Below are 20,432 nucleotides of genomic sequence, written 5' to 3'. Positions count from 1 at the left end.
GAAAACAACAACCTAAAAACAAAAGAACTGAGTATGGCACTAATTAATGAACACTTCCTGAAGCTGCAGAACAATTACCTTTTCTCCGACATCGCGAAAAAGGTAAACAGCTTCAAGGTGACCCATCCCAAGGATAAGATCATTCGAATGGGCATCGGCGACGTCACGCGACCGCTTGCCCCCGCCGTCATCGAGGCGATGCATAAAGCCGTGGAAGAGATGGCGAGCCCGGATACGTTCCGCGGCTATGGCCCCGAGCAGGGCTATCCTTTCCTGATCGACGCGATCATCAAGAACGATTATGCCAGCCGGGGAGTCTTTATCGAGCCGGGCGAGGTATTCATCAGCGATGGAGCGAAAAGCGATTGCGGGAATATCGGCGACATGCTCCGCCACGACAACAGCATCGGGGTGACAGACCCCGTCTATCCGGTCTACATCGACTCGAACGTGATGAGCGGACGTACCGGGGTATTGGAAAACGGGAAATGGAGCGACATCGTATACATCCCCTGCACGGAGGAGAACCGCTTCGTGCCGGATCTGCCCGGCCGCAGGGTGGACATCCTTTACCTCTGCTATCCCAACAACCCGACCGGGACGACCTTGACCAAGGACGAATTGAAGAAATGGGTAAACTACGCCCTCGCCAACGACGCGCTTATCATGTACGACTCGGCCTACGAGGCTTATATACAGGACCCGAACATCCCCCACTCCATCTACGAGATCAAGGGCGCGAAGAAGGTAGCCATCGAATTCCGGAGCTTCTCCAAAACGGCCGGGTTCACGGGGGTACGCTGCGGATACACCGTCGTGCCGAAGGAGCTGAACGCTTTCACGCTGGACGGGCAACGGGTCCAGTTGAACAAATTATGGAACCGCCGCCAATGCACGAAATTCAACGGGACCGGCTACATCACCCAGCGGGGCGCGGAGGCGGTCTATTCCGCCGCCGGGAAGCAGCAAGTGGCCGCCACGATCAATTACTATATGACCAACGCGAAGCTCATGAGAGAGGGCCTGCGAGACTGCGGCCTCACGGTGTACGGAGGCGATAACGCCCCCTACCTCTGGCTAAAGACCCCGGACGGCCTCTCCTCCTGGAAGTTCTTTGACAAGCTGCTTTATGAAGTCAAGATCGTCGGGACCCCCGGGGTGGGCTTCGGGCCGGGCGGGGAGGGGTATCTGCGCCTCACCGCCTTCGGCGACAGGGACGAGACGCTGGAGGCCCTGGCCCGGCTGAGGGATTGGCTGCGGTAAGTCCTTTACGATAAACAACAATTCTAATCATTCGATCGATAATCAGAGTATGTCACAGTTAAGATTCAGAGTCGTAGAATCGGCGTTCGAGAAACAGGCGGCCGAGCCGGTCGCCCCCGCCGAGAGGCCCTCCGCGTATTACGGAGAGTTGGTATTCAACCGCGAGAAGATGTTCAAGTATCTTCCCGGGAGCGCATACAGGAGACTGGTGGACTCCATCGACAACGGTACCCCGCTGGACCGCGAGACGGCGGACGCCGTGGCCTCCGGCATGAAGAAATGGGCGATGGAGAAAGGCGCCACCCATTACACCCACTGGTTCCACCCCTTGACGGAAGGTACCGCCGAGAAGCACGACGCCTTCATCGAGCAGGATGGCAAGGGCGGCGTGCTGGAGGAGTTCGACGGCAAGCTGCTGATCCAGCAGGAGCCGGACGCCTCCAGCTTCCCGAACGGCGGTATCCGCAACACGTTCGAGGCCCGCGGCTACTCGGCCTGGGACCCCTCCTCCCCCGCTTTTATCGTAGGCGACACCCTGTGCGTCCCGACGGTCTTCATCGCCTACACGGGCGAGTCGCTCGACTACAAGGCCCCCCTGCTGAAAGCCTTGGAGGCCGTAAACAAGGCGGCGGTCGATGTCTGCCACTATTTCAACCCGGAGGTGAGGAAAGTATGCGCCTACCTCGGCTGGGAGCAGGAATACTTCCTGGTGGACGAGGGCCTGTACGCCGCGCGTCCCGATTTATTGATGACCGGCCGCACCCTGATCGGGCACGAGAGCGCCAAGAACCAACAGCTGGAGGATCATTACTTCGGGGCCATCCCCACCCGTGTCATGGCGTTCATGAAAGAGCTCGAGGTGGAGGCCTTGAGGCTCGGCATCCCCGTGAAGACCCGCCACAACGAGGTGGCCCCGAACCAATTCGAGCTGGCTCCCATCTTCGAGGAGTGCAACCTCGCCAACGACCACAACCTGCTGATCATGGCCTTGATGCGCAAGATCTCCCGCAAGCATGGGTTCCGCGTCTTGTTGCACGAGAAGCCCTTCAAGGGCGTCAACGGCTCCGGCAAGCACAACAACTGGTCGCTGGGCACCGACACCGGCGTCTTGTTGATGGCACCGGGCAAGACGCCGGAAGAGAACCTGCGCTTCGTGGCCTTCGCGGTCAACGTGCTGAAAGCCGTGTACACCCACAACGCACTGCTGAAGGCCAGCATCGCCAGCGCGACCAACGCGCATCGGCTGGGCGCGAACGAGGCGCCCCCGGCGATCATCTCCTGCTTCCTGGGGGCACAGCTGTCCAGGGTATTGGAGCATCTGGAGAACCGCGACGCGGAGGATTTCAACCTGGCGGGCAAGCAGGGCATGAAGCTCGGCATCGCCCGGATCCCCGAGCTGCTGATCGACAACACGGACCGTAACCGCACCTCTCCCTTCGCCTTCACCGGCAACCGCTTCGAGTTCCGCGCCGTGGGATCCTCCGCCAACTGCGCCGCCGCCATGCTGGTGTTGAACGCCGCTGTGGCGGATCAGCTGAGGCAGTTCAAGGCCGAGGTGGACGCCCGGATCGCCGCCGGGAAGGAGACGTTCGCCGCCATCATCGAGGTGATCCGCGCGGATATCAAGGCCTGCGAGGCGGTCCATTTCGACGGCAACGGCTACAGCGAGGACTGGAAGGCCGAGGCCGCGCGCCGGGGCTTGGACTGCGAGACCAGCGTGCCCTTGATCTTCGATGCCTACCTGAGGGAGAGCAGCGTCCGCATGTTCGAGTCCACGGGCGTCATGACCCGCAAGGAGCTGGAGGCGCGCAACGAGGTCAAATGGGAGATGTACACGAAGAAGATCCAGATCGAGGCCCGCGTGCTGGGAGAGCTGGCGATGAACCAGATCATCCCGACGGCCATCAAGTACCAGTCCTCCCTGATCGACAACGTCTACAAGACGCGCGCGTTGTTCCCCGCCGATAAGGCCGCCCGCCTGTCCGCCAAGAACATGGAGATCATCGAGGAGATAGCCAACCGCACGATCTTCATCAAGGAGAAGGTGGACGAGATGGTCGAGGCCCGCAAGATAGCCAACCGGATCGGGAGCGAGCGGGAGAAGGCGATCGCCTACCACGACCGGATCGTCCCGCTGATGGAGGCCATCCGCTACCCGATCGACAAGCTGGAACGGATCGTCGACGACCGGCTCTGGACCTTGCCGAAATACCGCGAGCTTCTGTTCATCCGGTAGTCTTATCCGGGCAGTTGTTTTTTTGTCGCCTGTTTTGTGTTAACGAGGAGAGGATGCAGCGAAGCAGGCCTCTCCTTCTTTTTTATCCCACGCAAAATGCATACCTTTGGGGCATAAACCCAGAGAAGGAAAATGGATATGACGACAATCGAGTTACAACAATGGAGGGAGAGCTTCGTGGAGAGGTATCTCAGTAAGATACATTAAAGACATCTATCAGATAAAACAATAACAGCTATGAGTTACGGATTTGTCAAAGTAGCGGCAGCCATACCGCGTGTCAAGGTGGCTGACTGCTTTTATAACATCCGGCAGATCGAGGGATTGATGCGCCAGGCGTCCCGGAGGGGGGTCCAGATCATCGCCTTCCCCGAGCTGTCGGTCACGTCTTACACCTGCATGGACCTGTTCTCGCAGGAGACCCTGCTCAGGAACGCCGCGAAAGCCTTGCTGGAGCTGGTGGGCGATACGGCCGACCTGGATCTGCTGGCGATCGTGGGCTGCCCGCTCGTCAGCGGGAGCCAACTGATCAACGCCGCCGTCGCCTTTCAACGGGGCGAGATACTGGGGGTCGTGCCCAAGAGCTACCTGCCCGGCTACAAGGAGTTCCAGGAGGCGCGCTGGTTCACGCCCTCCTTCCACCTGCAACAAACCCGGATCGCGATCGGCAACCGGGAGGTGCCGCTGGACCGCGCCCTGATCCTCGAGTACGAGGAGGTACGCGTGGGCATCGAGATCTGCGAGGACCTGTGGGTCCCCATCCCGCCCAGCTCCGAGCTGGCCATGCAGGGGGCGAACCTGATCGTCAACCTGTCCGCCAGCAACGAGCTGATCGGCAAGCATGCCTACCTGCGCACGTTGGTCTGCCAGCAGTCCGCACGCTGCATCGCCGGATACGTCTACGCCTCCGCCGGCTTCGGGGAGTCCAGTACCGACCTCGTGTTCGCCGGCAACGGGCTCATCGCAGAGAACGGCACGCTGCTGCGGGAATCCGAGCGGTTCTCCCTAGAGGAGCAGCTCGTCATCAGCGAGATCGATATCCAGAACCTGCAGAACGACCGGCGCGTCAACACCAGCTTCCTGCAAGGCTACCTCAACCAGGAGATGGACAACGGCGTCGTAGTCCCCTTCAGCCTGCCCTACCGGACACCGGACCTGACCCGTGCGATCGACCCGCGTCCCTTCATCCCCTCCGGCGAGGCCCTGAGGGAGCGTTGCGAGGAGATCTTCCACATCCAGGTGGCCGGCCTCGCCAAACGGCTCCTCCACGCCCACGCCGAGAGCGCCGTGGTCGGCATCTCCGGGGGGCTGGACTCCACGCTGGCGCTGCTGGTCACCGTCATGACCTTCGATGCCCTGAAGCTGCCCCGCGAGCGGATCATCGGCATCACCATGCCCGGCTTCGGGACGACGGACCGCACCTATACCAACGCCTGCGCCCTGATCCGCTCCCTGGGCGCGACCCTCCGGGAGATCTCCATCAAGGAGGCCTGCCTGCGGCATTTCGAGGATATCGGTCACGACTCCTGCGTACACGACGTGACGTACGAGAACAGCCAGGCCCGCGAGCGCACCCAGCTGCTCATGGACGTGGCTAACCAGGCGAACGGCCTCGTGATCGGCACGGGGGATCTCTCGGAGCTTGCCTTGGGCTGGGCCACTTACAACGGCGACCACATGTCGATGTACGGCGTCAACGGCAGCATCCCCAAGACCCTGGTCAAGTACCTAGTGGAATGGGTGGCCGACAACAAGGTGGACGAGGCCTCCCGCGCCACGTTACTGGACATAGCGGACACCCCGATCAGCCCGGAATTGATCCCCGCCGACGAGCATGGCAATATCAAGCAGAAGACGGAGGACCTGGTAGGCCCGTACGAGCTGCACGATTTCTTCCTCTATCACTTCCTGCGCTTCGGGGCCTCCCCTGCGAAGATCTACTTCCTGGCGCGGAGGGCTTTCGAAGGGAGCTACGACGAGGCCACCCTCAAGAAATGGCTCCATACCTTCTTCCGCCGCTTCTTCCAGCAGCAGTTCAAGCGCAGCTGCCTGCCGGACGGCCCGAAGGTAGGCTCCATCAGCCTCTCCCCGCGCGGAGACTGGCGGATGCCGAGCGACGCAATGGCCACGCTCTGGCTGAAGGAGATCGAGGCGCTGTAAGAAAAAGGGCCTACGCCTGCCGCGAGGGCTCCGGAGGCCTCGGAAACCTTCGCGACGGCCGTAGCCATCCCTCCGGAGGCCTCGGGAGGCTCAAAGGAGCAAGGGGTTCCGATCCGCCGGATACACGATCCCCAGCTGACGGCGTACCTCGTCGAGGATCTCCAGCGTGATCCGGGAGTGCGCATGGCTGTTGATCCCGGACTCCCGCCGGCCGGACAGCACCAGGTCGATAAACTCGGCCACCTCGTAGTAATACTCATCCTTGTCGGCGCCCGCACTGATATCCTCCGGTACCGGTTCCGGACCTTTTCCCATCGCCGGGGCCAAGCGGGGGGAATAGGTCACCCTGCGGATGGTGTTGATCCGGTCCAGGGTCAGGTTCCCCGCCTCCCCCTGTATCTCGGTGGGCAACGAGGAATTGGCGATCTTGGAGTAAAGCACCGTGGCGTTCATGCCCTCATACTGGAAATTCACGGCCCCCTGCCCGTCCGCGCCCGAGGAGAGGAGGATGCCCGAGGCATCGATCCGCTTGGGACGTCCGAACAAGACGACCATCGGATAGATCGTATAGACGCCGATGTCCATCAAGGCCCCGTTGGAGAGCTCCGGATTGAAGGCGTTCAGCACGATCCCCTCCTTGAACGAGTCGTAACGGGAGGAATACTGGCAGTAGCAGGAGAAATAACGCCGGACCGTGCCCACGCGCCCCAGGTGCTCCCGCACGGCGAGGAAATTCGGCGTGAGCGTGGGCTTCATCGCCTCCATCAGCGCGACCTTGTAGGTACGGGAGGCCTCGATCATCGCCCGCGCCTCGCATGCGTTGGAGGCGAGGGGCTTCTCGCAGAGCACATGCTTGCCATGGCGCATGCAGCGTATGCTCTGGGAGGCGTGCAGGAAGTTCGGTGAGGCGATATACACGGCGTCGATCAGCGGGCTTCTCGCCATCTCCTCCAGGGAGGTAAACGTATAGGGAATCTGATGCCTCGCGGCAAAGGCTTCCGCCGTCTCCCGCGCCCTCGAACATACGGCCACCGGCTCGAAACGCTCGTCCTGCCGGGCACCGGCGACGACCCAGTCACTTATGAAATGGGTGCCGACTATACCAAAACGTACTTTATCCATATGCTATCGTATTAAGTTCTTCGCCCGCGAAGGTACGATTTCCGCCGGACGCGCGCCGCGCCACCCGCTCCCTTATCTGCGGAAAGGCGTCTTTACCAGCCGCGCCCTCATGTACTTGTCGCGCACCTTGATAAAGATATCCTCGCCCACTTTCGCGAAGGAGGGGTTCAGGTATCCCATGCCGATGCCCCGCTTCAATACCGGCGATATCGTACCGGAGGTAACCTTCCCGATCACGTAGTGCCCGTCGCCGTCGACGATCTCGTAGCCGCGGCGGGGGATTCCCTTTTCCCGCAGCTCGAAGGCGCACAACTTGCGTCTCACGCCCTTCTCCTTCTGGCGCTCCAGTTCCGCGCGGCTCGGGAAGTCCTTCCCCTCGGTGAACTTCGTGATCCATCCCAGTCCGGCCTCGAGCGGCGAGGTCGTATCGTCCAGGTCGTTCCCATACAGGCAGAAGCCCATCTCCAGCCGGAGCGTGTCGCGTGCGCCTAGGCCGACCGGCTTGATGCCTTCCGGCTTACCGGCCTCGAAGATCGCGTCCCAGATCTTCAGCGCATCGTCCGGGCGGAAATAGAGCTCGAAGCCCCCCGCGCCGGTATACCCCGTGTTGGAGATAATCATGCGCTCACAGCCGGCGAACTCGCCCGTCGTGAATGCGTAGTAAGGGATCGCGGAGAGGTCGACCGGCGTAAGGCGCTGGAGCACGTCCTGCGCGTTCGGCCCCTGGACGGCCAATTGGGCTATGCGGTCGGAGGCATTCTCCAGCTCGGCGCCCACCGTGTTGTGGCTCACGCACCACTCCCAGTCCTTGTCGATATTGCCGGCGTTCACGACCAGCAGATACTTCTCCGGCTCGTAATGGTATACCAACAGGTCGTCCACGATGCCGCCCTTGTCGTTCGGGAAGCACGTATACTGGGCCTTGCCGACCGGCAAGACCGAGGCATCGTTGGAGGTCACGCTCTGGATGAAAGCCAAAGCGTTCGGGCCTTTTACCCAAAACTCACCCATGTGGGAAACATCGAACACGCCTACGCTCCTCACGACAGCCATGTGTTCCTTGATAATTCCGGAGTATTCGATAGGCATGTTAAAACCTGCGAATTCGTGCATCTTTGCACCCAACGCGATATGCACGTCGGTAAACGGAGTTGTTTTCATGTAATTATTGCATTAAAGATTTACGAGCCGATAGCTCTATGATTTTGATAATTGTCTCCATACTCTTCTCCAGCGACCGGACGGGCAAGAACTCATAGCGCCCGTGGAAATTCAGGCCGCCCGCGAACAGGTTCGGGCAAGGCAGCCCCATGAACGACAGGCGGGCGCCATCCGTGCCGCCCCGGATCGGCCGCACGACCGGCGTTACCCCGACGGCGGTCATCGCCTCGAACGCCAGGTCGACGATCCGCTTCCGCGGCTCCACGACCTCGCGCATGTTGTAATATTGATCCCGGAGCTCCAGGCGCGCGCATCCGGGATACGCCTCATTCATCCGGACCACCAGCGTGCGAAGCAGCTCTTTCTTCTCCTCGAACCGCTCCCGGTCATGGTCGCGGATGATGTAAGAGAGCGTCGCCTCCTCGACCGAGCCGGTCATGCCGGTCAGGTGGAAGAAGCCCTCATAGCCGGCCGTATGCTCCGGACGCTGCCCGGCCGGCAGCCAGGAGGCGAACTCGATCGCGCGCAAGGCCGCGTTTCGCATCTTGTCCTTGGCGTATCCCGGGTGTACGTTCAAGCCCTTGAAGCTGATCTTGGCGCCGGCGGCGTTGAAGTTCTCGTACTCCAGCTCGCCGATCTGCCCGCCGTCGATCGTATAGCCCCAATCACAACCGAATTTCTCCACGTCGAAATGATCGGCGCCCTGCCCGATCTCCTCATCCGGGGTAAAGGCGATACGGACCTTGCCGTGCCGGATCCGCGGATGCTCTCTCAGATAGCGCATGGCGGCGACGATCGCGGCCACTCCGGCCTTGTCGTCGGCGCCCAGCAAGGTCCGGCCATCCGTCACGACGATCTCCTGCCCCTTGTAGTCGGAAAGCTCCGGGAACATCGCCTGGGAGAGCACGATGCCCGCCTCCGCGTCCAGGACGATATCCCCACCCGTATACGTCACGACGCGGGGCCGCACGTCCTTGCCCGACAGGTCCGGGCTCGTATCCAAATGGGCGATAAACCCGATCGCGGGGATTTCCCCGTCCGTATTAGCCGGCAGGGTCGCCATCACGTAACTGTTCTCATCCAAGGAGATCTCCTCCAGTCCGATCGCTTCCAGCTCTTTCACCAAAGCCTCGGCAAATACACGTTGTCCCGGCGTACTGGGAGTCGTCCCCGTCTCCTCGCTCGACCGGGTATCGAACGTGACGTATTTTAAGAATCTATCTAAAACTGTCATAACCCACGTTTTTAAAACAGCCATAAAAGTAGGCAAAGCAAGTTACATGGCAAAAAAACGGCGAGACAAATCGTCTCGCTATTCCTGTTTCGCCAAAAAAAATGTCATCAAAAGCAGCTGGAACCATCGAAGCAATGCGTACAAACCTTACACTTGGGCAGGCCGATCGCCTCCACCAGGGTCTCCAGCGTATTAAACTTCAGGGAGGTCAGCCCGAAACGCCCGGCGATAATCCCGACCATCCGCTTATATTCCGGAGAGTCCGTCGTGGCGTATTTATCCAGGTTCTTATTCTCATCCCCCTCCAGCTCCTTGATAATCCGGCGGGTTATCAGCTCCAGGGAGCTCTTGGACGAGGTGAAACCGATAAACGGACAACTGTAAATCAAGGGAGGGCAAGCGATACGCATATGGACCTCGCGCGCGCCGTAATCGTACAAGATCTTCACGTTATCGCGCAGCTGCGTGCCGCGCACGATCGAGTCGTCGCAGAAAAGGATACGTTTGCCCTCCAGCATCGCGCGGTTCGGTATCAATTTCATCTTGGCCACCAAAGAACGTATCTCTTGGTTGGCCGGGGTGAAACTACGGGGCCACGTCGGCGTGTACTTGGCGATCGCCCGGTGGTAAGGCACCCCCTTCCCTTCCGCGTATCCCAAGGCCATGCCCACACCGGAGTCCGGAATGCCACAGGCACAGTCCACTACCGAGTCGTCCTTCTGCCCCATCTTATAGCCGCTCATGAAGCGGACCTCCTCCACGTTCTTGCCCTCATAGCACGAGACGGGGAAGCCATAATATACCCAAAGAAAAGAGCAGATCTGCATCCCTTCATTCGGTTTACGCATCTGCTCCACGCCATCGGCTCGCAAACGGACGATCTCGCCCGGGCCTATAAATCTCTCGATCTCATAATCCAGGTTCGGAAGACTGCTGGACTCGCTGGTCGCCGCGTAAGCCCCCTCTTTCCTCCCGATCACGACCGGCGTACGCCCCCATTTATCGCGGGCGGCGATGATACCATCCTCCGTCAGGAGCAACAGGGAGCAAGAGCCCTTTATCCTGTTGTAAACATTCTCAATGCCCTCCACGAAGTCCTTGCCCTGTGTAATCAGCAAAGCGACCAACTCCGTCTGATTCGTTTTCCCCGAGCTCAATTCCGAGAAGTGCATATTCGCCGCCAACAACTCATTCTCCAATTCGTCCAAGTTATTGATCTTCGCCACCGTCACGATCGCGAATTTTCCTAAGTGAGAGTTGATAACGATCGGCTGCGCATCCGTATCGCTGATGATGCCGACCCCGGCATTTCCCTTGAATTTAGGAAGCCCCGGCTCAAACTTGGTGCGGAAATAAGAATTCTCCAGATTGTGGATTGAACGCGTGAATCCTTCCTCCTTATCGTACGTAGCCATACCGCCTCTGCGGGTTCCCAGATGGGAATTGTAGTCCGTACCGTAGAATAAATCCGTGATACAGGATCCATTAGAAATAGTTCCGAAAAAGCCACCCATTGTTTCTTCTGTTTGTATTTATGTTTGAGATCGCAAAGTTATAAGTTTATCTATAAATGTTCCAAAATTTACTTCACAACGTTTATCCGCGTCGGCAATAAAAAAGGATACCCCGGCAACGGGATATCCTTCTCCTTATTTTTCGGTCGCGGAAGCTTACGCCTCAGCGACAATCTCTTTTACGGAAACGAACGACCTGTTCTCTTTTCCCTTATGGAAAGTAACGACTCCATCTATCAACGCATACAACGTATGATCCTTGCCGATACCTACGTTCTTGCCCGGATGATGCACCGTACCTCTTTGACGAACGATGATGTTGCCGGCTTTAGCGACCTCACCGCCAAAAAGCTTAACACCTAATCTTTTACTTTGTGATTCACGGCCGTTCTTAGAACTACCCACACCTTTCTTATGTGCCATTTCTTTTCTTCTCCTTTAAACGTTAAGCAATAATTTCTTTAATACTTACCTCAGTGAACTGCTGACGGTGACCGTTCAATTTCCGGTACCCTTTTCTTCTCTTCTTGTGGAACACCAGCACCTTGTCACCTTTTACCAGCGGAGATAACACCTCGCATACTACCTTCGCGCCCTCTACAGTAGGAACACCCACTGTCACCTCACCGTTGTTATCCACTAACAACACCTTGTCAAACTCCACAACAGCACCGCTTTCCGCGTTCTGAATGTGATGAACGAACAATTTCTTGCCTTGCTCAGCCTTGAATTGTTGTCCGTTAATTTCTACGATTACGTACATCTGTCTTAAATCTTTTAAACAGGTTAGGTCCCGGGGGTGGGTTCCGTCTCCGGCTCCACTTGTTTACCCTCTGCGGAAAATCGACCGCAAAGATAGCGTTTTTCATTTAAAGGACAAGAAATAAGGAAAGAAAAAACATCAAACCAAACACATGATAGATAAAAACCGCCTCTATCATATCTCAAAAGGTTAAAAATCAACGCTTGAAGAGGAATTAGGATAGTATGATAGTAGTTTCGCGAAAACTAAAAGAACTTGATGTGGAATTTTTTAGCTTATGGGTGCGGAAATAGGAGATTGTCGTGTATATTTGCTCTTGATAAAAGCAAAAGAACATGGAAGTACAAGCCAATTACATCAAGCGTATCGAGATACACGGGCTGTGGCACCGGTACGACATCGCCTGGGACCTGCGCCCCGACGTCAACATACTTTCCGGCATCAACGGTGTAGGGAAGACCACCATCCTGAACCGGTCGGTCAACTACCTGGAACAGACTTCCGGAGAGGTGAAAAGCGGTGAAAAGAACGGGGTACATGTCTTTTTTGATAACCCGGAAGCTACCTTCATCCCCTACGATGTGATTCACAGCTATGACCGTCCGCTCATTATGGGCGACTTTACGGCACGCATGGCCGATCCGGAGGTGAGGTCGGAGCTGGACTGGCAGCTCTACCTGCTCCAACGCCGTTACCTGGATTATCAGGTGAATGTCGGCAACAGGATGATAGAGCTGCTCAGCGGTGATGAGGAGCAACGGAGGCAGGCTCCCTCGCTCTCCGCTTCCAAGCGGAAGTTCCAGGATATCGTGGACGAGCTTTTCGGCTATACCCGCAAGAAGATAGACCGCAAGAGCAATGACATCGTTTTCTACCAGGACGGCGAACGCCTTTCTTCCTATAAACTCTCATCCGGCGAGAAACAGATGCTGGTCATCCTGCTGACCGTGCTGGTGCGCGACGGCGAGCACTGCGTCCTTTTCATGGACGAGCCGGAAGCCTCCCTGCACATCGAATGGCAGCAGAAGCTGATAGGCATGATACGCAGCCTGAATCCGAACGTCCAGCTAGTTCTTACGACGCATTCTCCGGCGGTCATCATGGAGGGCTGGCTGGATGCCGTGACGGAGGTCAGCGATATTTCAACCGGCATAGGCGAGGGTGACAAGGCGGTAAAGTGACCGGAGGGATGACTATGGCGACTTCTTTGAGACATAATTTGACTTCCGCCTATCTGGACGCCGCCCGCAAGCTTTCGCCGAAGAGGGCCCGCAGGCGCATCGTGGCGTATGTGGAGAGCTATGACGACATCGCTTTCTGGCGGACACTGCTCTCCGAGTTCGAGAACGAGGAACGCTATTTCCAGGTGATGCTCCCATCCTCCACCTCTCTGGCTAAAGGGAAGAAGATGGTGCTGATGAACACGCTGAATACCGCCGAGCTGGGGCGCAGCCTGATAGCGTGTGTGGACAGCGACTATGACTTCCTGCTGCAAGGCGCCACCAAGGTGTCGCATATGATAAACAGGAATCCTTACATCTTCCAGACTTACGGCTATGCCATCGAGAACTTCCACTGCTTTGCCGACAGCCTGCATGAGGTCTGTGTGCAGGCCACGCTGAACGACCGGCATATCCTGGACTTCCCGACTTTCCTAAAGCGCTATTCGCAGATTGCCTATCCGCTGTTCCTGTGGAACGTCTGGTTCTACTGCCAATATGACACGCATACCTTTCCGATGCACGCGTTCAATGAGTGTGTGCGCCTGCAGGAGATAAGCCTGCGCCACCCTTACCGCTGCCTGGACGGTATGCAAAAGAGGGTGTCGGCAAGGTTGTCCGGACTGCGAGCCCGTTTCCCGCAATACGTCGGGCGGGTGGAGCGGTTGGGAACAGAGCTGGAACGGCTGGGACTGACCCCGGACACGACCTACCTCTACATCCAAGGGCACCACATCATGGATGGTGTGGTACTAAAAATCCTCGTCCCGGTGTGCACGGCGTTGCGCCGCGAACGGGAGCAGGAGATAAAGCGCCTGGCGGGGCACAGAGAACAGTTTCGCAACGAGCTGACGGGATATGAGAACAGTCAAGTCAGTGTGTCCGTGATGCTGAAAAAGAACAGCGACTACAAGAACCTTTATCTTTATCAATGGTTGAAAGAAGACATCCGGGAGTTCCTCGAACGGGAGGAAGGCAAGGGGAAATAAAGCAAGTGCAAAATATTGTTCTTCAACAGATTGATATAATCCGGCGCATGTATTATATTTGCACTGCATAAAAGTACGCACTCCACTGCGTAAAATGTAGAAACATGTATAAAAGAGGTGAATATCAAATAATTAAAAGCAGGCTTGAAGAGCAGAGGAAGTTCATTCAGGTCGTAATGGGTGCCCGTCAGATTGGAAAATCTACGGTAGTAAAACAGGTATTGAAGGATATATCCGTACCGTTCCAACTATTCTCCGCCGATAATGTACCGGCTACAAACAGCGCATGGATATCCAACTGCTGGAGTGCCGTGCGCAGCCTGAAAGAGAATAACGGATGGCAAAAGGCCATCCTGGTAATAGATGAAATACAGAAGATAGCCAACTGGAGCGAGGTAGTGAAAAAGGAATGGGACGATGATACATTCCATGACCGCAATATCATGGTACTGCTGTTGGGCAGCAGCCGTGTACTGCTGGAAAAGGGACTGTCGGAATCTCTTGCCGGAAGATTTGAAGAGATCCGCATGAGCCACTGGAGCTATAGGGAAATGAGGGAGAGCTTCGGCTTTACGGTTGACCAGTATCTCTATTATGGAGGTTATCCGGGGGCAGCCACACTTATCGGTGACGAAGACCGTTTCCAGCAATATATTCAATCGGCCATTATTGAAGCGACCATCAACAAAGATATCCTGATGGACACACCTATAAGCAAGCCGGCACTGCTGCGTCAGACGTTCGAACTGGGGGCGGCCTACTCGGGAAACCTTCTGTCACTGAACAAGATGCTCGGTTCCTTGCAGGATGCCGGAAACACGGCAACACTGGCCGGGTACATCCATCTGCTGGAGGAAAGCGGACTGCTCTGCGGACTCCAGAAGTACAGCATAGACACAGCGAGGAAAAAAGCAAGCATTCCGAAGTTTCAGGTATTCAACAATGCGCTGAAGACGGTATATAACCCCATATCTTTCAAACAGACACTGCTTGACCGCAAGGAATGGGGGCATATATTTGAATCGGGCATCGGAGCCTACCTCGTAAGCCAGGCATTTATACACCGTATTGAGGTGCTCTATTGGAGAGAGCGGAATGATGAAGTAGACTTCATACTTCGCAAAAAAGGGATTACAGTAGCAATAGAGGTAAAAAGCAATGCCGAGAAAAGGACGGACGGACTGGACAAATTCAGGGAACGGTTCGCACCACAGACTTCGTTCATCATAGGTGACGGCGGTATCAATGTAGAAGACTTCCTTTCGATGGATATCAGAAAGTTGTTCTAATTCCGCCCCTTCTTCATGTAAAGCATATCTTCGGGATGAGTGTCACGTTCGCGAGTCACTTGTGGCTTGGGGCCCACAGACATCCTGCTAAAACCCGGCTCCTTTGTCTTCTTTGATGTTTCCATTTTACTGCAATTTTGATTGGTTTCTATTTCGCAGCAAAAATAATGGACGATATTTAATGGGGAAAGTCGGCTTTCACCGAACACTTACCAATAACCGAAGACAGTAGCCTTCTTGTCCTCTTCTGCAGCGCGAACCGCCTCTTTGAGCATGCCAGTGAAACCGACACCATGGAAAATGTTGTCATCACCCAATACCAAGCACGCGCAATCATCTCCGATAAAATCCGCTCCGATAGTAAAAGCCTGTGCCAAACCATCTGGTGAAGGTTGCTCAGCATACTCGAATTTTACACCATAGTCACTGCCATCACCCAGCAGGCGTTTGAAGCCTGGCAAGTCATAAGGTGTAGAGATAATTAATATCTACCGAATCCCTGCCAGCATCAGCACCGAGATGGGGTAATAGACCATCGGTTTGTCATAAATAGGCATTAACTGTTTACTGATTCCCTTCATAACTTATATTGTTTAGAATTATTTATCAGAATAAAACTGCTTATACCATATAGCGAACTTGCGGAGCCCTTCGCGCAAAGAAGTGTGGGGCTTAAATCCGAAGTCTTGCTCCAATGCGCTCGTATCCGCAAATGTTACAGGGACGTCTCCGGGCTGCATCGGAACAAGTTCCTTGTGCGCCTCGAAGTCATAACCGGCAGGCAATACACCTGCTGCCAACAGCTCCTCCTGGAGTATCTGCACAAAGTCCAGCAAATTTTCGGGACTGTTATTTCCTATGTTGTATATTTTGTATGGCGGTATCGGCAGACCATCCTCGCCAATCTTCTTTTCGGGGGCATGTTGCATAACCCTTACAACGCCTTCCACGATATCGTCAACATAGGTAAAATCGCGTTTGCAATTGCCATAGTTGAAAATCCGGATCTTCTCGCCTTTGAGCAACTTGTCTGTAAATCCGAAGTACGCCATGTCCGGACGGCCGCAAGGACCGTAAACTGTGAAGAACCGCAATCCTGTGCTCGGAATGTTGTACAACTTGCTGTATGCATGGGCCATCAGTTCATTACTTTTCTTTGTGGCGGCGTATAGCGACACAGGGCTATCCACCTTGTCATCTGTAGAATACGGCACCTTTTTATTGCTGCCGTATACGCTTGATGACGAAGCATATACCAAATGTTCGACCTCATGATGGCGACAGGCCTCCAATATGTTATAGAAGCCAATCAGGTTACTCTCAATGTAAGCATCAGGGTTGGTAATCGAATAGCGTACTCCCGCCTGTGCCGCAAGGTTTACGACAACTTGCGGCTTATATTCTGCAAAGAGACTGTCAACGGTCTGCTTATCGGCAGTGCTGTCCTTTACAAAAACGAACCTGTCGCCACAGGCATACAGCTCCTCCAGACGCTCATGCTTCAGACGCACATCGTAATAGTCTGTAAGGCTGTCTATACCTATAACCTTAATACTCTCGAAATCAATCAGCAGCCGCTTGACCAAGTTCGCGCCGATAAAGCCAGCTGCTCCTGTTACGAGAACGACCTTGTCATTGAGATTTACATTATATGTTACCATAGGGCCTTAATCTCTTTGGAAAATATCACGTGTATAAACCTTCTCTTTCACATCGTCAAGCGAGGAATCGTGCCGGTTGCGATAATCCCAAGGACTTGTAACAGGACTCGAGCTGTATAGAGCTTGACAATCATAATGACTGCCATGCGAATATAAAGATATATCGTATTCTTTGCGATACGTTTATTGTCTTCTGACGGCATAGTTGTTGTCGGTCGCGGGTATAGACTTTGGGGGCCGCGTCGTTGCGGTGGGACAAAAGTCGACGTAGATCGCTTGTCGTATGATTGTCGGAGAGTTGTTACGCTTTGATAGATATGGCCTGGCAGATGCGCGTATGCAGAGCGTGGGCATCGGCAATCAGCGTCGCACCTTGTTCGGCAGTGAGAGAAAACGTATTCTGATAGTCGGCTTTTTCTCTCATGGTCTGTAGTCGGCTGTAGAGTACGCCGTCTTCGCGGCTGAACTTCCCGGTCAGTACGTAGTGCTGTCCGAACATGGCCGATGTGCCTTTATGGGTAGCTGTCCTTATGCCGTCGAAAAGCATCAAAGCCGTCACTGCGTGAAACACTGAATAGTAAAGTCTGTTGGCTACGAGGTCCCAATATCCCATTTCAGAGTTGCGAACGGCCTGTTCCATGTTGCGTCGTGACTTTTCTATAAGCTGTTCCACGGCTATGTCTCGCAGTTCAGAGTTCATTGGCATAGCTTTATGGCTTCGGCGAGTACGTTGCTGTAAAATGCAGTGCCTTGTTCGGCATTCCACTCGCTGCGCGTGAAGTGAACGGGGGTAATCTGCTCTCCGAAACGCCATCCCAGCTCAGCATAGGGGAAAGCGAAACGCAGGAAATCGTCATCGGTGGCTATCGAGTCGTCGGTGATGACAAGTATGTCCCAGTCGGAACGGAGCGAACTGTCGCCACGGGCCTGTGAGCCGTAAAGATACACCGTACCGCCACCATTGCTGAACATCAGCCTGGCGAGGCGCGTAAGCTCGTGTATGATTATACTCTGTTTGCTTGTCATATCGGCAAAGATAATGATTATTATTTATAGCCTAACATTTTAGGCGACAAATTTGTTGCACCGACCATCGGCTCAGTCACGGGAGAAAATGTCGCGGGTATATACTTTGGCATCCACGTCTTTCAATTCCTCCGAATAGCGGTTGGCAAGAATAGCCTTGGAAAGGCGTTTGAATTCGGCGAGGTCGTTGACCACTCGCGAGCCGAAGAATGTTGAGCCGTCCTCGAGGGTAGGCTCATAGATGATGACGGTGGCTCCCTTGGCCTTGATGCGCTTCATCACGCCCTGGATTGAAGACTGACGGAAGTTGTCGGAGTTGCTCTTCATCGTCAGTCGGTAGACGCCAATCACGCAGTCTCCTTCGTGTGTGGAGGCAAAGGCGTTCTGCCGAGAGTAGTCATACCAGCCCGCTATGCGCAGTATTTGGTCGGCGATGAAGTCCTTGCGGGTGCGGTTGCTCTCGACAATAGCCGACATCATATTCTGCGGTACTTCGGCATAATTGGCAAGGAGCTGTTTTGTATCTTTGGGCAAGCAATAACCACCGTAACCGAAAGAGGGATTATTGTAATGTGTACCGATGCGCGGGTCAAGACCTACGCCCTCGATGATAGCCTGCGAATCCAGACCTTTGACTTCAGCGTAGGTATCCAGCTCATTGAAGTAACTGACACGCAGGGCAAGATAAGTATTGGCAAAGAGTTTCACGGCCTCCGCCTCCTTTATACCCATATATAGCACCGGTATATCCTCTTTGATTGCGCCTTGTTGAAGCAGGCTGACGAATGTACGCGCCGCTTCGTCAAGTTTTCCAATGTCGGTTACTGATCGTATTGTAGCATTCTCATCGGCAAACTCCGGCTTGTCGATAACTTTCGGTACGCCGGCAATAATGCGGCTCGGATATAGATTGTCGTACAATGCCTTGCTTTCGCGCAGGAATTCCGGGAAGAAAAGCAGATTGAATTGCTTGACTCCCTTGGCGGCATACTTCACGTAGAGATTGCGGCAGTAACCGACGGGAATGGTCGATTTGATGACCATAACAGCATCGGGATTGACGCTCAACACGAGGTCAATCACATCCTCGATGCAATGGGTATCGAAGAAATTCTTTACCGGGTCATAGTTGGTTGGAGCAGCTATGACTACAAAATCGGCGTCCTTATATGCCGCTGCGCCATCGAGCGTTGCGGTCAAGTCAAGTTCCTTTTCGGCAAGATATTTCTCGATATACTCATCTTGAATCGGCGAAATCCGCTTGTTGATCTTCTCCACCTTTTCGGGGATGACATCAACAACGGTCACATGGTTGTGCTGTGCCAACAAAGTCGCAATACTTAGACCGACATATCCTGTTCCGGCTACGGCTATTTTGATTTCCTCTGACATAATGATTATTGTATATAAGCAGTCACTTTAGACCTGTCAAGAATCTAAAGAGGCGATTTCTATTTAAGTTTTAGCAGTGGTGCGATAAAAATCCATCCACTGTTATTAAAATATTAGTATTTAGTCAAATACAAGAGTACATTGATTTTTTGATTTGAAATTGATTTATTAGTCTTGCTGTTCAAAAGCATCAAGATAATGAATCAGGGTAAATATGTGTTCTCCCAGATCATCGAGTTTATACCGCGTTACCAGTTAGATAAACTTGCAAGGCAATACAAAGGAGACTGGCATGCAAAGAATCTCAACAGTTATAACCACCTTCTTCATCTGTAAGCCACCACTACAGCGTACTCTTGTCAATCAACAAGTTACGTCCATGATAAAATAAAAAAACTTTTTGATTTCATGTTTTGCCCTGTCAGGCAGCTTTCTCCTGTCCCTGTTTTGGACGGGGAACATATTTATTGGGAAGGAAAGATGCATCCGCTTTCTCACCCTTCATCAGCCGGGTGAGTATATCCTCGATGTACTCTCCGAAATTTACAGCGTTGAGCTTGCAGCTTTCAAGCAACGAATACATGAAAGCTATGTTTTCGACCGCAAAGTGGCTGCCGGTATGCAACCAGTTGCGCCTGCCGATGGCGATGTGCCGAAACATACGCTCTATGGCGTTGTTGTGCATCTCGATGCGACCATCCAGAAGGAAGATTCACGGCTTTCTCCCTCTTTCCGTCTGTACCCTCCCCGGATTCACGGGAAGGATCGGGCACGTCCCCCGTCTCCCTCATTATCTGCCGGATCACTTCCTCAAAACCCATCTCTTTCAGATAGGGATGTCCGGGTCAAGCTCGCCATTGAGGAAACGGGAGGCGTCACTGTTATGGTTAAACTGCCGGTGACGTATCAAGTCAATGACGCTCTTGTAATCCACGTTGCTTACCCTTGGAAGACTGTTCGAACCGGTCCGCACGCTCATTGGCCTCCTTGACAGATTGCAGCGCGGATTCGTACAGGGATTTCCAATGTTCGATCTCTGCCTTGTACTCTTCACGGGTTTCATCCTCGACGGACCTGTTCTCCTCCGTAAGGAAGTCGACATGGGCCCTCAAACGCGCGTTCTCGTTCGTGAGCCTGACGTTTTCCATCACCAAATGGCGGAATTGTATGTCCCTGTTATCTTCCTTTTTCATAGTATAAAGATACCGAAATTCCGCGAATCAGGCAACTTTAAAGAGTTAATAAAAGTTATCAATTATCTGATCCACAAATATTGTAAGCGTTCGGTGAAAGCCGACTTGTTTGTATCACAAACAGCCTGCACCACTTATTTTAATAATTGATAAAGATTAAATATCACAAGGGTGACCTTGACAGGATTCAGATCATGTTCTCCTGTTTA

At 54.3% G+C, this 20,432-nt stretch carries 20 protein-coding genes and 1 pseudogene; 7 read left to right on the top strand and 14 right to left on the bottom strand.

Annotated features, from left to right (window positions below; genetic code table 11):
* The first annotated feature begins 33 nt into the window (after positions 1-33).
* The 3 genes from G7Y39_RS09060 (at position 34) to G7Y39_RS09050 (ending at position 5,659) form a co-directional block, all read left to right on the top strand.
* Entirely contained in the window at positions 34-1,263 is a 1,230-nt protein-coding gene (locus tag G7Y39_RS09060) for an LL-diaminopimelate aminotransferase (protein ID WP_165157103.1), read from the top strand.
* A gap of 49 nt (positions 1,264-1,312) precedes the next feature.
* Positions 1,313-3,499: a glutamine synthetase III gene (locus tag G7Y39_RS09055; protein ID WP_165157101.1), complete on the top strand. Its 2,187-nt coding sequence runs from the start codon at positions 1,313-1,315 to the stop codon at positions 3,497-3,499.
* 237 nt (positions 3,500-3,736) lie between these two features.
* Entirely contained in the window at positions 3,737-5,659 is a 1,923-nt protein-coding gene (locus G7Y39_RS09050) for an NAD(+) synthase (protein WP_165157099.1), read from the top strand.
* 90 nt (positions 5,660-5,749) lie between these two features.
* Here G7Y39_RS09050 and G7Y39_RS09045 read toward each other — a convergent pair whose 3' ends face one another.
* The 6 genes from G7Y39_RS09045 to rplU form a co-directional block, all read right to left on the bottom strand.
* Positions 5,750-6,781 (bottom strand): Gfo/Idh/MocA family protein, encoded by a 1,032-nt coding sequence (locus G7Y39_RS09045; protein WP_165157098.1) that lies wholly within the window; start codon positions 6,779-6,781, stop codon positions 5,750-5,752.
* Positions 6,782-6,853: 72 nt separating this feature from the next.
* Positions 6,854-7,942 (bottom strand): glycine cleavage system aminomethyltransferase GcvT, encoded by a 1,089-nt coding sequence (gene gcvT, locus G7Y39_RS09040; protein WP_165157096.1) that lies wholly within the window; start codon positions 7,940-7,942, stop codon positions 6,854-6,856.
* Between the two features lie 4 nt (positions 7,943-7,946).
* Entirely contained in the window at positions 7,947-9,176 is a 1,230-nt protein-coding gene (gene pepT / locus G7Y39_RS09035) for a peptidase T (protein ID WP_165157094.1), read from the bottom strand.
* Positions 9,177-9,283: 107 nt separating this feature from the next.
* Positions 9,284-10,690 carry an amidophosphoribosyltransferase gene (locus G7Y39_RS09030; protein WP_165157092.1) on the bottom strand — a complete coding sequence of 469 codons (1,407 nt, stop codon included), beginning with the start codon at positions 10,688-10,690 and terminating at the stop codon, positions 9,284-9,286.
* Positions 10,691-10,846: 156 nt separating this feature from the next.
* Entirely contained in the window at positions 10,847-11,113 is a 267-nt protein-coding gene (gene rpmA / locus G7Y39_RS09025) for a 50S ribosomal protein L27 (protein ID WP_165157090.1), read from the bottom strand.
* A 22-nt stretch (positions 11,114-11,135) separates the two neighbouring features.
* Entirely contained in the window at positions 11,136-11,453 is a 318-nt protein-coding gene (gene rplU / locus G7Y39_RS09020; protein ID WP_165157088.1) for a 50S ribosomal protein L21, read from the bottom strand.
* Positions 11,454-11,788: 335 nt separating this feature from the next.
* On the opposite strand from rplU, the gene G7Y39_RS09015 reads away from it, so the two are divergent.
* The 3 genes from G7Y39_RS09015 to G7Y39_RS09005 all read left to right on the top strand — a co-directional run bounded on the left by G7Y39_RS09015 (position 11,789) and on the right by G7Y39_RS09005 (position 14,951).
* A complete protein-coding gene (locus G7Y39_RS09015) occupies positions 11,789-12,634 on the top strand; it encodes an AAA family ATPase (protein ID WP_165157086.1) in 846 nt (281 codons plus the stop codon).
* Between the two features lie 14 nt (positions 12,635-12,648).
* Complete coding sequence (locus G7Y39_RS09010) at positions 12,649-13,662, top strand: DUF4435 domain-containing protein (protein ID WP_165157137.1); 1,014 nt, start codon at positions 12,649-12,651, stop codon at positions 13,660-13,662.
* A 104-nt stretch (positions 13,663-13,766) separates the two neighbouring features.
* Positions 13,767-14,951: an ATP-binding protein gene (locus G7Y39_RS09005; protein ID WP_165157084.1), complete on the top strand. Its 1,185-nt coding sequence runs from the start codon at positions 13,767-13,769 to the stop codon at positions 14,949-14,951.
* Here the strand turns inward: G7Y39_RS09005 and G7Y39_RS13805 are convergent.
* The 6 genes and pseudogenes from G7Y39_RS13805 to G7Y39_RS08975 all read right to left on the bottom strand — a co-directional run bounded on the left by G7Y39_RS13805 (position 14,948) and on the right by G7Y39_RS08975 (position 19,030).
* Positions 14,948-15,076 (bottom strand): hypothetical protein, encoded by a 129-nt coding sequence (locus G7Y39_RS13805; RefSeq protein WP_255453016.1) that lies wholly within the window; start codon positions 15,074-15,076, stop codon positions 14,948-14,950. The genes G7Y39_RS09005 and G7Y39_RS13805 overlap by 4 nt on opposite strands.
* A gap of 87 nt (positions 15,077-15,163) precedes the next feature.
* Positions 15,164-15,532, bottom strand: a pseudogene (locus G7Y39_RS09000) (sugar phosphate nucleotidyltransferase); the annotation flags it as partial.
* Between the two features lie 18 nt (positions 15,533-15,550).
* Positions 15,551-16,612, bottom strand: coding sequence for an NAD-dependent epimerase/dehydratase family protein (locus G7Y39_RS08995; protein WP_165157082.1), 1,062 nt, complete (start codon positions 16,610-16,612; stop codon positions 15,551-15,553).
* A 301-nt stretch (positions 16,613-16,913) separates the two neighbouring features.
* A complete protein-coding gene (locus G7Y39_RS08985) occupies positions 16,914-17,312 on the bottom strand; it encodes a HEPN domain-containing protein (RefSeq protein ID WP_165157080.1) in 399 nt (132 codons plus the stop codon).
* Entirely contained in the window at positions 17,309-17,638 is a 330-nt protein-coding gene (locus G7Y39_RS08980) for a nucleotidyltransferase domain-containing protein (RefSeq protein ID WP_165157078.1), read from the bottom strand. The genes G7Y39_RS08985 and G7Y39_RS08980 overlap by 4 nt, the downstream gene beginning before the upstream one ends.
* A 72-nt stretch (positions 17,639-17,710) precedes the next feature.
* Positions 17,711-19,030, bottom strand: a complete 1,320-nt coding sequence (locus G7Y39_RS08975) for a UDP binding domain-containing protein (RefSeq protein WP_165157076.1) — start codon at positions 19,028-19,030, stop codon at positions 17,711-17,713.
* Positions 19,031-19,228: 198 nt separating this feature from the next.
* Here G7Y39_RS08975 and G7Y39_RS08970 point away from each other — a divergent pair, with 198 nt between their 5' ends.
* A complete protein-coding gene (locus tag G7Y39_RS08970) occupies positions 19,229-19,366 on the top strand; it encodes a DUF4372 domain-containing protein (protein WP_241159992.1) in 138 nt (45 codons plus the stop codon).
* Between the two features lie 85 nt (positions 19,367-19,451).
* On the opposite strand, the gene G7Y39_RS08965 is transcribed toward G7Y39_RS08970, so the two are convergent.
* Positions 19,452-19,733: a transposase gene (locus G7Y39_RS08965; RefSeq protein ID WP_255453019.1), complete on the bottom strand. Its 282-nt coding sequence runs from the start codon at positions 19,731-19,733 to the stop codon at positions 19,452-19,454.
* Positions 19,734-19,941: 208 nt separating this feature from the next.
* Positions 19,942-20,223 (bottom strand): hypothetical protein, encoded by a 282-nt coding sequence (locus G7Y39_RS08960; protein WP_165157072.1) that lies wholly within the window; start codon positions 20,221-20,223, stop codon positions 19,942-19,944.
* Positions 20,224-20,432: the final 209 nt, after the last annotated feature.

Origin of the sequence: Parabacteroides sp. ZJ-118 (assembly GCF_011038785.1) — a bacterium.
GTDB lineage: Bacteria > Bacteroidota > Bacteroidia > Bacteroidales > Tannerellaceae > Parabacteroides.
The sequence above is the reverse complement of the archived record's forward strand: the minus strand, read 5'-3'. Positions and strand labels throughout refer to the sequence as shown.

Coding starts and splice junctions, on each gene's coding strand:
- rpmA (WP_165157090.1), bottom strand. CDS start 11,113: ATGGCACATAAGAAAGGTGTGGGTAGTTCTAAGAACGGCCGTGAATCA.
- G7Y39_RS08960 (WP_165157072.1), bottom strand. CDS start 20,223: ATGAAAAAGGAAGATAACAGGGACATACAATTCCGCCATTTGGTGATG.
- G7Y39_RS09030 (WP_165157092.1), bottom strand. CDS start 10,690: ATGGGTGGCTTTTTCGGAACTATTTCTAATGGATCCTGTATCACGGAT.
- G7Y39_RS13805 (WP_255453016.1), bottom strand. CDS start 15,076: ATGGAAACATCAAAGAAGACAAAGGAGCCGGGTTTTAGCAGGATGTCT.
- rplU (WP_165157088.1), bottom strand. CDS start 11,453: ATGTACGTAATCGTAGAAATTAACGGACAACAATTCAAGGCTGAGCAA.
- G7Y39_RS08970 (WP_241159992.1), top strand. CDS start 19,229: ATGAATCAGGGTAAATATGTGTTCTCCCAGATCATCGAGTTTATACCG.
- G7Y39_RS08975 (WP_165157076.1), bottom strand. CDS start 19,030: ATGTCAGAGGAAATCAAAATAGCCGTAGCCGGAACAGGATATGTCGGT.
- G7Y39_RS08985 (WP_165157080.1), bottom strand. CDS start 17,312: ATGAACTCTGAACTGCGAGACATAGCCGTGGAACAGCTTATAGAAAAG.
- pepT (WP_165157094.1), bottom strand. CDS start 9,176: ATGACAGTTTTAGATAGATTCTTAAAATACGTCACGTTCGATACCCGG.
- G7Y39_RS09050 (WP_165157099.1), top strand. CDS start 3,737: ATGAGTTACGGATTTGTCAAAGTAGCGGCAGCCATACCGCGTGTCAAG.
- G7Y39_RS09060 (WP_165157103.1), top strand. CDS start 34: ATGGCACTAATTAATGAACACTTCCTGAAGCTGCAGAACAATTACCTT.
- G7Y39_RS09045 (WP_165157098.1), bottom strand. CDS start 6,781: ATGGATAAAGTACGTTTTGGTATAGTCGGCACCCATTTCATAAGTGAC.
- G7Y39_RS09015 (WP_165157086.1), top strand. CDS start 11,789: ATGGAAGTACAAGCCAATTACATCAAGCGTATCGAGATACACGGGCTG.
- G7Y39_RS08980 (WP_165157078.1), bottom strand. CDS start 17,638: ATGACAAGCAAACAGAGTATAATCATACACGAGCTTACGCGCCTCGCC.
- G7Y39_RS09055 (WP_165157101.1), top strand. CDS start 1,313: ATGTCACAGTTAAGATTCAGAGTCGTAGAATCGGCGTTCGAGAAACAG.
- G7Y39_RS09005 (WP_165157084.1), top strand. CDS start 13,767: ATGTATAAAAGAGGTGAATATCAAATAATTAAAAGCAGGCTTGAAGAG.
- G7Y39_RS09010 (WP_165157137.1), top strand. CDS start 12,649: ATGGCGACTTCTTTGAGACATAATTTGACTTCCGCCTATCTGGACGCC.
- G7Y39_RS08995 (WP_165157082.1), bottom strand. CDS start 16,612: ATGGTAACATATAATGTAAATCTCAATGACAAGGTCGTTCTCGTAACA.
- gcvT (WP_165157096.1), bottom strand. CDS start 7,942: ATGAAAACAACTCCGTTTACCGACGTGCATATCGCGTTGGGTGCAAAG.